Here is an 11827-nt window from a genome sequence, read left to right on the forward strand (position 1 = left end):
CGACGCCGACCGGGCGGGCTCACGGGGCGACCTCCCTGATGGCGGCGTCGAGCCGGGCCGCGGCGTCGGGGATGAGCGCGTGCACGCCGTCGCGCACGATCCACCGGCCGCCGGCCATCACGTGGCGGACGTCGGCCGCGGTCGCGGCCCACACCAGAGCGTCAGCGGCGCGGCGGGGGTCGAAGCCGGCCATCCGGACGCCGTCGACGGCGAGGCTGACCAGGTCGGCGCGGGCGCCGGGGGCGATGCGCCCGGCGGGCGGATCGCCGGCGGCCGCCCAGCCGAGCGCGGCGTGCCCGCCGGTGTGCACCGCCTCCAGCAGGCGGTGGGCGGGCAGGGTGCCGCGGCGGCCGGTGCGCAGCCGCTCGTGGGCCTCGGCGGAGCGGGCCTCCTCGAACATGTCGACGGTGGAGTGGCCGTCGCTGCCCAGCGACAGCGGAGCGCCCGCCAGCCGGTCCAGCTCGGGCAGGCCGTCGGCGAGGTCGCGCTCGGTGGTGGGGCACAGGCACACCCCGGCCCCGGTTCCGCGGACGAGAGCGGCGTCGTCGGAGGTGAGGTGGGTGGCGTGCACGAGAGTGGGGCGCAGCGCGGCGAGGAAGCCGGTGCGGTCGAGGAGCTGGGCGGGTGTGCAGCCGTGGGCCGCCAGGCAGGCGGCGTTCTCGGCGGGCTGCTCGGAGAGGTGGATGTGCGCGGCCGCCCACCCGGCCTCCCTCGCCGTCCGCGCGATGCGGGCGAGGTCGGCGGGCGGGACGGCGCGCACCGAGTGCGCCGCGGCGCCCACGCGGGCGTGTGCGCCCGCGGCGCGCAGGGCGGCGGCGCGCTCGGCCCAGGCCTCGGCGCCGCCGTCGCCGAAGCGGACCTGGATGCCCTCCAGCGGCGCGTACGCACCGTCGGTCCCCAGGCCGCCGGCGAGGTAGCAGGTGTCGAGCAGGGTGATGCGGATGCCGGCCTCGGCCGCGGCCGCGATCAGTGCGCGGCCCATGGCGTTGGGGTCGCTGTAGGGCGTGCCTGCGGGGGCGTGGTGCAGGTAGTGGAACTCGCCCACGCAGGTGATCCCGGCCAGCGCCATCTCGGCGTAGACGCCGCGCGCCAGGCGGTGGTAGGAGTCGGGGTCGAGCCGTCCGGCGACCTCGTACATCCGCTCGCGCCAGGTCCAGAAGCTGCCGCCGTCCTCCCCGGTGCGCCCGCGCAGCGCGCGGTGGAAGGCGTGGGAGTGCGCGTCGGCGAACCCGGCGACGGTCAGCCCGCGCAGCCGCTCGGCGCCGTCGGGCGGGCGGGTGCCGCGGGCGACCGAGGTGATCAGGCCGCCGGAGACCTCGACGAGCACGCCGGGCTCCGCCGCGGGGCCCGCGCCGGCGTCCAGCAGCGCCCACTCGCACCAGTAGCGGTCGGCGCGCTCACGGGCCGGCGAAGTGCCCCCACTCCCCCGCCGCGAGGCCCCGGCACCCGTCACGGCTTCACCTCCCCCACCGGCCGAGTCCCGCCTCGGCGCCATCCGGCCGACTCGGCTCCGGCCGGCGCGCCATAGCGGTACGCGCGGCCCACGGCCGCGACGAACCCGCCCTCACCCGGAGGCCGCAGCCCGCCCTCCGCTCCGGGCCCGGCAGCGCCCATTCGCACCGGTCCCGCCGGGGCCGCTGCCGCTCGGCCGTGCCGCCCTTCGCTGCTGCTGCCCTGCCCGATGCCGTCACGGCTCCTCCTCCGGCACCGGGCGGGTTCGGCCCACTGGCATTCGATCATCGCCCGGCTCCGCGGGTCGCCGAGCCGCTCACCCTTGTCCGCGCATCGCCGCACCGCTCAGTCCTCCTCCGCCGGTCCGGCATCGGTCAGGTCGGCCAGCACGTCGGCCAGCGCCGCGACCCCGGCGCGGCAGTCGGCGGCCGTGGCCGACTCCTCCGGTGCATGCGAGATACCGGTGGGGTTGCGCACGAACAGCATCGCCGTGGGCACGGCCGTGGCCAGCACCCCCGCGTCGTGGCCGGCGCCGGTGGCCAGCACCGGTACGGCCCCGCCCTCGCCGCCCACGCGGGCGGCGACGCGGTCGCGCAGCCGGTGGTCGAACTCCACGAGCGGCGACTTGGACTCCAGGAACGCGGTGACGGTGACGCCGTGCTCGGCGGCGCTGCTGCGCGCCGCCGCGTCGACCCCCTCCACGACCGCGTGCAGGGCCGCCTCCTCGGCCGCGCGCGCGTCCAGCCAGGCGCGCACCCGCGAGGGCACGGCGTTGGTGCCGTTGGGCGAGACCCGCACCTTGCCCACGGTCGCCAGGGCGCCGTGCTCCTCGGCGGCCCGGCGCGCCGCCCGCACGGCCTCGGCGAAGGGCAGCATGGGGTCGCTGCGGTCGGCGAGCCGGGTGGTGCCGGCGTGGTCGGCCTGCCCGGAGAAGTCCAGCCGCCACCGCCCGTGCGGCCACACCGCCGAGGCCACGCCGACGGCATCGCCGGTGTGGGCGAGCGCCCGCCCCTGCTCGATGTGCAGTTCCACGAACGCGCCGATGCGGCCCAGCAGCTCGCGGTCGGGCCCCATGCGCTCGGGGTCGAGCCCGGCCCGTTCCATCGCCTGCGCCCAGGAGACGCCGTCGGCGTCGGTGAGCCGCCCGGCCCGCTCGGGTGTCATCGCACCGGTCAGCAGCCGGCTGCCCAGGCAGGGCACGCCGAAGCGGGCGCCCTCCTCCTCGACGAACACCGCGACGGCCAGGGGGCGCCGCGGCCGCAGGCCCCGCCGGCGCAGCTCGTCGACGGCGGCCAGCGCCCCCACCACGCCGAGGGGCCCGTCGTAGGCCCCGCCGTCGGGGACGGAGTCCAGATGCGAACCGGTTACTACTGCTGCTGCCTTATCGGCGGGTGCGCGGGGCGCTTCGACGCTCCCGGGGGCGCCCCAACAGGCCCACAGGTTGCCGTTGCCGTCGGTTTCGACCTCGAGTCCGCGGGCGCTCGCCGCCGAGCGGAACCAGGAGCGCACCTGGGTGTCGGCCGGTCCCCAGGAGAACCTGCGGTAGCCGCCGGTGGTGCGGTTGCGCCCCAGCGGGGCGAGTTCGGCCCACAGTTGTTCGAAGTCGCCGCTCATGCGTCCGCTCCTCGCCTGCCCTCGTCTTCACCGATCTCGCGGCACGGCGCCGGCCCCGTCCGGCCGCCCGCCTGCACCGGCCTACTCCCGGCCTTCGCGCATGGGCAGGCGGATGCCGTGCTCGCGCGCGACGGATTCAGCACGGCCATACCCGGCGTCGGCGTGGCGGATCACTCCGGTGGCGGGATCGTTGGCCAGTACCCGCTGCAGCTTGCGCGCCGCGAGCGGCGAGCCGTCGGCGACGCTGACCTGCCCGGCGTGGATGGAGCGGCCGATGCCGACGCCGCCGCCGTGGTGGATCGACACCCACGAGGCGCCTGATGCGGTGTTGACCAGGGCGTTGAGCAGCGGCCAGTCGGCGATGGCGTCGGAGCCGTCGGCCATGGACTCCGTCTCCCGGTACGGCGAGGCGACCGAGCCGGTGTCCAGGTGGTCGCGGCCGATGGCCAGCGGTGCGCTGATCTCCCCGGCCGCCACCAGCTCGTTGAAGCGCAGCCCGGCCGCGGCGCGCTCGCCCTGGCCCAGCCAGCAGATCCGCGCCGGAAGGCCCTGGAAGGCGACCCGCTCGCCGGCCATGCGGATCCAGCGGGCCAGGTGGTCGTTGTCGGGGAACAGCTCCAGCACGGCCCGGTCGGTGCGGGCGATGTCGGCGGGGTCTCCGGAGAGCGCGGCCCATCGGAACGGGCCCTTGCCCTCGCAGAACAGCGGGCGGATGTAGGCGGGCACGAACCCGGGGAAGTCGAAGGCGCGGGCGTAGCCGGCGGTGCGGGCCTCGCCGCGGAGGGAGTTGCCGTAGTCGAACACCTCGGCCCCGGCGTCGGCGAAGCCGACCATCGCCGCGACGTGGGCGGCCATGGACTCCCGCGCGCGGCGGGTGAACTCCTCGGGGGCGCGGGCGGCGTAGTCGCGCCAGTCGGCGAAGTCGACCCCGCTCGGCAGGTAGGCCAGCGGATCGTGGGCGGAGGTCTGGTCGGTGACGACGTCTGCGGGTGCGCCGCGGCGCAGCAGCTCGGGCACCGCGTCGGCGGCGTTGCCGAGCACGCCGATGGAGACCGCGCGCCGCTCGCTGCGGGCCCGCTCGGCCCGGCGCAGCGCGTCGTCGAGGCCGTCGGCGCGGACGTCCAGGTAGCCCTGGGCGAGGCGGCGCTCGATGCGGGTGGCGTCGCACTCGACCACCAGCGCAGCCCCGCCGTTCATCGTCACCGCCAGCGGCTGGGCCCCGCCCATGCCGCCGAGGCCGGCGGTGAGCGTGAGGGTGCCGGCCAGGCTGCCGCCGAAGCGTTTGGCGGCCACCGCGCCGAAGGTCTCGTAGGTGCCCTGCAGGATGCCCTGGGTGCCGATGTAGATCCAGGACCCGGCGGTCATCTGCCCGTACATGGTCAGGCCCAGGGCCTCCAGGCGGCGGAACTCCGCCCAGTCCGCCCAGTCCCCGACGAGGTTGGCGTTGGCGATGAGGACGCGCGGCGCCCACTCGTGGGTGGGCAGCACCCCCACGGGACGACCGGACTGCACCAGCAGGGTCTCGTCGTCGCCCAGGTCGCGCAGCACCGCGGTGATGCGCTCGAAGCTGGCCCAGTCGCGGGCGGCCCGGCCGGTGCCGCCGTAGACCACCAGCTGCTCCGGGTGCTCGGCGACCTCGGGGTCGAGGTTGTTGTGCAGCATGCGCAGGGCGGCCTCCTGCGGCCAGCCCTTGGCGGAGCGGGCCGAGCCGCGCGGGGCGCGCACGGTCCGCGGGGCGGGGCCGGTTCCCATGGTCATCGCGGTCCTCCTGACCGGTCAGGCGAGCGGGGTGACGGCGTCGGCGGCGGCGAGCACCGTGCCGTCGGCGATGAGGCCGGCCGCGGCGGCGATCTCGGGCGCCAGGTGGCGGTCGGGTCCCGGGCCCGGCACCCGGGTGCGCACGGCGTCGCGCACGGCCGCGGTGGCTGGCGCGGGCTCCAGCGGCGCCCGCAGGTCCAGCGCCCGGGCGGCGGTGACCAGCTCTACCGCCAGCACGCTGGTCAGCGCTTCGACGGACCGGCGCAGCTTGCGTGCGGCCGCCCAGCCCATCGATACGTGGTCCTCCTGCATGGCGGAACTGGGGATGGAGTCGACACTGGCGGGCGCGGCCAGCCGCTTGAGCTCGGAGACGAGCGCCGCCTGGGTGTACTGGGCGATCATGTGGCCGGAGTCGACGCCGGGGTCGTCGGCGAGGAAGGCGGGCAGGCCGTGGGAGCGGGCGACGTCGAGCATGCGGTCGGTGCGCCGCTCGGCGATGGAGGCCAGGTCGGCCGCCGCGATGGCCAGGAAGTCCAGCACGTAGCCTACGGGGGCGCCGTGGAAGTTGCCGTTGGACTCGACCCGGCCGTCCTCCAGCACCACCGGGTTGTCGATGACGGCGGCCAGTTCCCGCCGGGCGACGGCCTCGGCGTGGGCGAGCGTGTCGCGCGCGGCGCCGGCGACCTGGGGCGCGCAGCGCAGCGAGTACGCGTCCTGCACCCGGGTGCAGTCGGGACCCCGGTGGGAGGCGACGATGGCCGAGCCGGCCAGCAGCGCGCGCATGTTGGCGGCGGCCGCCGCCTGGCCCGGGTGGGGGCGGAGCTCCTGCAGCTCGGCGGCGAAGACCCGGTCGGTGCCCAGCAGCGCCTCGACGCTCATGGCGGCGGTGATGTCGGCGACCCGCACCAGCCCGGCCAGGTCGGCGCAGGCGAGCAGCAGCATGCCGAGCATGCCGTCGGTGCCGTTGATCAGCGCGAGCCCTTCCTTGGCGGCGAGTTCGAGCGGACGCAGTCCCGCCTCGCGCAGCGCCTCGGCGGCCTCGCGGGCTTCGCCGCCGGCGTCGCGCACGGTGCCCTCGCCCATCAGCGCCAGCGCCACGTGGGACAGCGGGGCGAGGTCGCCCGAGCAGCCCAGGCTGCCGTACTCGTGCACGACGGGGGTGATCCCGGCGTTGAGCAGTCCGGCCAGGGCCTCGGCCGTCTCGACGCGGACGCCGGTGCCGCCGCCGGCCATGGTCCGCAGCCGCAGCAGCATCAGCGCGCGCACGACCTCGCGCTCGACTTCGGCCCCGGTGCCGGCGGCGTGGGAGCGGATCAGGCCGGCCTGCAGCCGGGAGCGCAGGTCGGGGGCGATGTGCCGGGTGGCCAGGGCGCCGAACCCGGTGCTGACCCCGTAGGCGGGTGCGGAGTCGGCGGCCAGGACGTCGACGCGTTTGCGCCCGGCACCCAGCGCGGCGCGCGCGGCGCCGGTGAGGCGCACCGCCGCGCCGCGGCGCGCCACGGCCACGACGTCCTCGGGGGCGAGCCCGGCGGGGCCGATGTCGATCGAGGTTGGCATGACCTCCATTGGACGCGCATGCCGGCCCCCGGCGCGAGCCCCCGCGCCCAGGTTGTGTCCGAGATTTCAGACGCCTGGGCCGCGGCCCGAGATCAGCGCGCGGGGACGGGCGCCTGAGGCGGCGCCTCCTGTTCACTCGCCGGGGCACTCGGCGCCGTGGCGGTCTCGGCGAGCGCCGCGAGCCCGAGCGCGACGACGGGGTGGTCGGCACTGCCGCTGCGCACTGCGGTCAGGATCGACCGCGACGGCTGCGGCGTCCCGTGCAGCCGCACCCGGACCACCGGGTAGTCGGCGGCGACGGGCAGCAGCCGGGGCACCAGGGCCACGCCCAGCCCGTGGGCGACCAGGGCGGTGGCGCCGACCCAGTCGGTGGCGCGGTGGGCGATGCGCGGGGTGAACCCGGCGGCCGAACAGGCCACGTGGACCATCCAGGCGTGGTTGCAGCTGGTGTCGGCGACGACCCAGTCCTCGCGGACGGCGTCGGCCAGCTCCACCCGGGGGCGCGCCGCCAGCGGGTGGTCGGCCGGAACCAGCAGGTCCTGGGGGTCCTCGACGAGGACCCGCTGGTCGAAGCGGCGGTCGTCGGCCGGCGGATAGGCGGGGTCGGGCACGAAGACGGCGATGTCGGCGCTGCCGCCCAGCAGCATGTCGAAGCACTCGCCGGTCTCGGCCTCCAGCACCGAGGTCCGCAGCTCGGGGTGGCTGCGGCGCAGCCGCGCGGTGGCCGGGGCCAGCAGCATGGCGATGCCCGTGGGGTAGCCGGCCATGCGCAGCGGGCCCGCGGCGCCTTCGGCGTGGCGCGCGAGGTCGGCCACGGCCTGCTCCCAGCGGGTGCTCAGGGCGTCGGCGTGGTCCAGCAGCACATGGGCCGCCGAGGTGAGCCGCACGCGGCGGCCTTCGGGTTCCAGCAGGGTGACACCGAGTTCGCGCGCGAGCTGGCGGATCTGCTGGGAGACCGCCGAGGGGGTCAGATGCAGCGCTTCGGCCGCGCCGGTAACGGTCCCGTGGTGGTGGACCGCTCGCAGCACGCGCAGCCGCCGGAGATCGAACATGTAGGCCAAACTACACGGTTTCCTGCAAAAAGTTCAGATGGACGTGAAGAAAGACCGCCACCAGACTGGACCCATGGAATCCTGCATGAACGGCACACGGGTCTGCCCCGACTGCGGCTGGCCGGAGTCGGAGATCTACCAGGTCGTCTCGCGGCACCTGACCTCGACCGGGATGGTCGTCTACACCCGCTGCGCCTGCGGCCGGCTCCAGGTCCGCTCCCTGAGCGTGCCGGGCGGGGGCCGGGGCGCGTAGCCCGCGGGTGGTGCCCTCGGCGGATTCCGCGCCGGGACGCGCTCCGGCGGCCCGCCCCGGCAAGCGGGCGGTCGGTGCCGCGTCCGGCACGGCCCGCCGGGGATCGCCTCCGACGTGCCACAATCTGGCCATGAGCCATGTCCCGGCGGCCACGCGGGCGCTGCGGCTGCTGCGGTTCCTGGCCACCCGCCCGGGGCCGGTCTCGGCGGCGGTGGCGGCCGCGGAGCTGGAGCTGCCGCGGTCAAGCGTGTACCAGCTGCTGGAGGCCCTGGCCGAGGAAGGATTCGTCACCCACCTGCCCGAGGAGCGCCGGTGGGGACTGGGGGTGGCGGCCTTCGAGATCGGCTCGGCCTATCTGCGCCACGGGCCGTTGGAGCGGCTGGCGCAGCCGCTGCTGCGGCGATTGGTCGAGGAGACGGGGGCGACGGCGCACCTGGGCGTGCTGCACGGCGCGGACACGCTCTACCTGCTCAAGGAGCAGCCCTCGCACGCTCCCGCGCTCGTCACCGGTGTGGGCGTGCGGCTGCCGGCCCACCTGACGGCGTCGGGGCGCGCGCTGCTGGCGCGGCTGCCGCGGGCCCAGGTGCGCGCGCTCTATCCGGCGGCGGAGAACTTCGTGGACCGCACGGGGCGCGGCCCGTCGGGGCCGGCCGAACTGCGCGAGGTGCTGGCGCGCGAGCGGCGGGACGGCTACTCGGTCGAGGAGGGACAGGTGGCCGAGGGCTTCTCCTCGGTGGCCGCTGCGGCCTTCGACCACAACGCCGCACCGGCGGCCGCGATCAGCCTCACCGTCCCCAGCGCGCGCCCGGTGACCGCGGCGGCGCTGGCAGCGGGGGCCCGCGACGCGGCGGCAGAACTGACCCGCCGCCTGGGCGGGCGCCGACCCGAGCCGGACTGAGCAAGATGCGGGGCGCGGCGGCCCGGGGCGCGCCGCGCCCGCACGGACGGCCGAATCCGGGCGCCGCTAGTTGGCGTTGGCCTTCATGTAGGCCTCGACCTCGGCCCGCTCGGCGCGCAGCTTGGCGAGGGCCTCGTCGAGGATGAGGCGGCCCTCCTCCTCGCTGCGGCGCTCCTTCACGTAGGCCAGGTGGGTCTTGTAGGGCTCCGTGCGCGGCGGCGCCGGGGGGTTCTGCGGGTCCTTGCCCGCCGGGAAGCCGCAGCGGGGGCAGTCCCATTCCTCGGGGACCGCCGCCTCGTGCGCGAAGCTCGGCACGACCTCGTGCTTGTTGGCGCAGTAGAACGGAACCCGGATGCGCGGCGCCGACTCGCCGCGCTCGGCCTCGCCCATCGGGCCGGCACCGACGCGGCTGCCACGGATTGCGCTGCCACTACCCACGGAAAACTCCTTCGTCGGACAACACGCCCCGGCTAAGGGGAAACGGGAAAGCACGCCGCACGGCGGCACGGTGCGGCGCGACAGGACCGCGCGGGGAGCGCGGTGGAAGCGGGGCTCGCGAACGGAGCCGAGAAGGGCCGGGCTAGGCGCCCTGGTTGAGCATCAGCCCGAGGACCACGACCGCGACGATCCACACCAGTCCGGTTGCGACCGTCAGCCGGTCGAGGTTGCGCTCGACCACGGAGGAACCGCCCAGGGAGGACGTGACGCCGCCCCCGAACAGGTCGGAGAGGCCGCCGCCCTTGCCCTTGTGCAAGAGCACCATCAGGACCAGCAGCACGCTGCAGAGCATCACGACGATGGACAGACCGAGGATCACACGCTCACCCGTAACTCGACCCCGAGTGGGGGAATTGACGACTTGGGCCCGCGCACCGCCCACTCGTCCGACCCGCCGATCGGGCGGCCGGAGAAGAGGGGGCCGAGGGCGCTCCTTGGATTCTACCGTGTGCCCTGTGGACACCGGCCCGCCGCGACGACGGGCTCCGCGCATTCTAACCCGCGTTCGCCGCCGCCGCGGCCGTTTCGGGCAGTCGAAACCGGCTCGGCGGCGGCAAAACGGCACCGTCGGCCGGCCGGCGGCGCGCACCCGAGGCGGCGCGGCCGGCCGGCCGCGCAGGTCATCGGCCCAGTCGGGCCAGCTTGGCGAACTCGTCGGGCTTGAGGCTGGCCCCGCCGACGAGGGCGCCGTCGACGTCGTCCTGCTCCATGATCCCGGCGATGTTGTCGGCCTTGACCGAACCGCCGTAGAGGATGCGGACCGCGCCGGAGACCTCGTCGGAGTACAGCTCGCCCAGCCGCTCGCGCAGGGCGCTGCACACCTCCTGGGCGTCCTCGGGGGTGGCGACCTCGCCGGTGCCGATCGCCCACACCGGCTCGTAGGCCACCACGAGCTCGGCGGCCTGCTCGGCGGTGACGTCCTTGAGGGCCCCCTCCAGCTGCGCGAGCGTGTGGGAGACCTGGCCGCCGGCCTTGCGCACGTCCAGGCCCTCGCCCAGGCACAGGACCGGCGCGATGCCGGCGGCGAAGGCCGCCTTCACCTTGGCGTTGACGACCGCGTCGTCCTCATGGTGGTACTCGCGGCGCTCGGAGTGGCCCGCCAGCGCATAGGAGCAGCCCAGCTTGGCGAGCATGGGACCGGAGATCTCGCCGGTGTAGGCGCCCTTCTCGTGGGGGGAGATGTCCTGGGCGCCGTAGCCGATGCGCAGCTTGTCGCCGTCGACGAGGGTCTGCACGCTGCGCAGGCTCGTGAACGGCGGAAGCACGACGACCTCGGCGGCGTCGAAGTCGCGGTCGTTCAGCGCGAACGCGACCTTCTGCACCAGCGCGATGGCTTCGAGGTGGTTGTTGTTGAGCTTCCAGTTGCCCGCGATCAGCGGTTTGCGCTTGGGGTCTGCCATGTCGTGTGTCTTCCTTGGCTGCAGAGGCGGCCGGCGGAGGCCGCCGGCCGGGGGGTCAGTCGTCCAGGGCCTCGATGCCCGGCAGGGTCTTGCCCTCCAGGTACTCCAGGCTGGCCCCGCCGCCGGTGGAGATGTGGCCGAACGCCGACTCGTCGAAGCCCAGGGCGCGCACCGCGGCCGCGGAGTCGCCGCCGCCCACAACGGTGAAGGCGCCGGAGTCCAGGAGGGCCTGGGCCAGCGCGCGGGTGCCGTGGGAGTAGGGCTCCATCTCGAAGACGCCCATCGGCCCGTTCCAGAACACGGTGCGGGCGTCGGACAGCTTGGCGGCGAACAGCTCCCGGCTCTTGGGGCCGATGTCCAGGCCCATGCGGTCGGCGGGGATGGCGTCGGCGTCGGCCGGTCCGTGCGGGGCGTCGGCCGAGAACGACTCGGCGGCCACCACGTCGACCGGCAGCACGATCTCCACACCCTGCTTTTCCGCGCGGTCGAGGTACTCGCGCACGGTGTCGAGCTGGTCGGCCTCCAGCAGACTGGAGCCCACCTCGTAGCCCCGGGCCTTGAGGAAGGTGAAGACCATGCCGCCGCCGATCAGCAGGCGGTCGGCGGTACCCAGCAGGTTGTCGATCACACCGAGCTTGTCGGAGACCTTGGAACCGCCCAGCACCACCGCGTAGGGGCGGGCCGGGTCGCCGGTGAGGGTGCGCAGCACCTCCACCTCGGCCAGCACCAGGCCGCCCACGGCGTGCGGCAGCCGGTGGGGCAGGTCGAAGACGCTGGCGTGCTTGCGGTGCACCGCGCCGAAGCCGTCGCCGACGTAGAAGTCGGCGAGCTGGGCCAGGCGGTCGGCGAACTCGCCGCGCTCGGCGTCGTCCTTGCTGGTCTCGCCGGGCTCGAAGCGCAGGTTCTCGACCACGGCCACCTCGCCGTCGGCCAGCGCGGCACTCGTGGCGCGGGCGGACTCCCCCGCGGTGTCGGTGGCGAAGCCGACCTCGGTGCCCAGCAGCTCGCCCAAGCGCGCGGCGACCGGGCGCAGCGAGTAGGCGGGGTCGGGGGCGCCCTTGGGGCGGCCCAGGTGCGCGGCCACCACCACGCGCGCCCCGCGCCGGCGCAGGGCGTCGATGGTGGGCACGCTGGCGCGGATCCGGCCGTCGTCGGTGATGCGGTCGCCGTCGAGGGGCACGTTGAGATCCGCCCGGACGAACACGCGCTTACCGGAGACCTCGAGGTCGTCGATGGTGCGCATGAAGCTCTCCTTCCGCGGGATGAGGCCGCGCCGATGCGGCGTGCGGCGCCCCGGCCCGCAGGGCGGGGGCGCCGCACGCATGCCGGCACGGCCGGGGTCGTC

11 protein-coding genes are annotated in these 11827 nt (G+C 75.7%); 2 read left to right on the plus strand and 9 right to left on the minus strand.

The features are described from left to right. Positions 1-19: 19 nt before the first annotated feature. The 5 genes from FZ103_RS24995 to FZ103_RS22220 all read right to left on the minus strand — a co-directional run bounded on the left by FZ103_RS24995 (position 20) and on the right by FZ103_RS22220 (position 7433). Positions 20-1495, minus strand: coding sequence for a formimidoylglutamate deiminase (locus FZ103_RS24995; protein WP_186356670.1), 1476 nt, complete (start codon positions 1493-1495; stop codon positions 20-22). Positions 1496-1797: 302 nt separating this feature from the next. After that, complete coding sequence (locus tag FZ103_RS22205; protein WP_156003732.1) at positions 1798-3066, minus strand: allantoate amidohydrolase; 1269 nt, start codon at positions 3064-3066, stop codon at positions 1798-1800. 81 nt (positions 3067-3147) lie between these two features. Then, a complete protein-coding gene (gene hutU / locus FZ103_RS22210) occupies positions 3148-4818 on the minus strand; it encodes a urocanate hydratase (protein WP_156003908.1) in 1671 nt (556 codons plus the stop codon). A gap of 24 nt (positions 4819-4842) precedes the next feature. Further along, positions 4843-6390, minus strand: coding sequence for a histidine ammonia-lyase (gene hutH / locus FZ103_RS22215; protein WP_156003733.1), 1548 nt, complete (start codon positions 6388-6390; stop codon positions 4843-4845). A gap of 83 nt (positions 6391-6473) precedes the next feature. Next, positions 6474-7433, minus strand: a complete 960-nt coding sequence (locus FZ103_RS22220; RefSeq protein ID WP_156003734.1) for a LysR family transcriptional regulator — start codon at positions 7431-7433, stop codon at positions 6474-6476. An 85-nt stretch (positions 7434-7518) separates the two neighbouring features. Between FZ103_RS22220 and FZ103_RS22225 the strand changes: the two genes are divergently transcribed. Both FZ103_RS22225 and FZ103_RS22230 read left to right on the plus strand, forming a co-directional pair. Further along, positions 7519-7686, plus strand: coding sequence for a hypothetical protein (locus FZ103_RS22225; RefSeq protein ID WP_156003735.1), 168 nt, complete (start codon positions 7519-7521; stop codon positions 7684-7686). A 130-nt stretch (positions 7687-7816) separates the two neighbouring features. Continuing rightward, positions 7817-8584 (plus strand): IclR family transcriptional regulator, encoded by a 768-nt coding sequence (locus tag FZ103_RS22230; RefSeq protein ID WP_156003736.1) that lies wholly within the window; start codon positions 7817-7819, stop codon positions 8582-8584. 66 nt (positions 8585-8650) lie between these two features. On the opposite strand, the gene FZ103_RS22235 is transcribed toward FZ103_RS22230, so the two are convergent. The 4 genes from FZ103_RS22235 to FZ103_RS22250 form a co-directional block, all read right to left on the minus strand. Further along, positions 8651-9022: an RNA polymerase-binding protein RbpA gene (locus FZ103_RS22235; RefSeq protein ID WP_186356671.1), complete on the minus strand. Its 372-nt coding sequence runs from the start codon at positions 9020-9022 to the stop codon at positions 8651-8653. A gap of 142 nt (positions 9023-9164) precedes the next feature. Continuing rightward, positions 9165-9401: a preprotein translocase subunit SecG gene (gene secG, locus FZ103_RS25000; protein WP_186356672.1), complete on the minus strand. Its 237-nt coding sequence runs from the start codon at positions 9399-9401 to the stop codon at positions 9165-9167. A 301-nt stretch (positions 9402-9702) separates the two neighbouring features. Beyond that, a complete protein-coding gene (gene tpiA / locus FZ103_RS22245; protein WP_156003738.1) occupies positions 9703-10482 on the minus strand; it encodes a triose-phosphate isomerase in 780 nt (259 codons plus the stop codon). Between the two features lie 55 nt (positions 10483-10537). After that, complete coding sequence (locus tag FZ103_RS22250; RefSeq protein ID WP_156003739.1) at positions 10538-11725, minus strand: phosphoglycerate kinase; 1188 nt, start codon at positions 11723-11725, stop codon at positions 10538-10540. Between the last annotated feature and the right edge of the window lie 102 nt (positions 11726-11827).

It is taken from the genome of Streptomonospora sp. PA3 (assembly GCF_009728995.1).
Lineage (GTDB): Bacteria > Actinomycetota > Actinomycetes > Streptosporangiales > Streptosporangiaceae > Streptomonospora.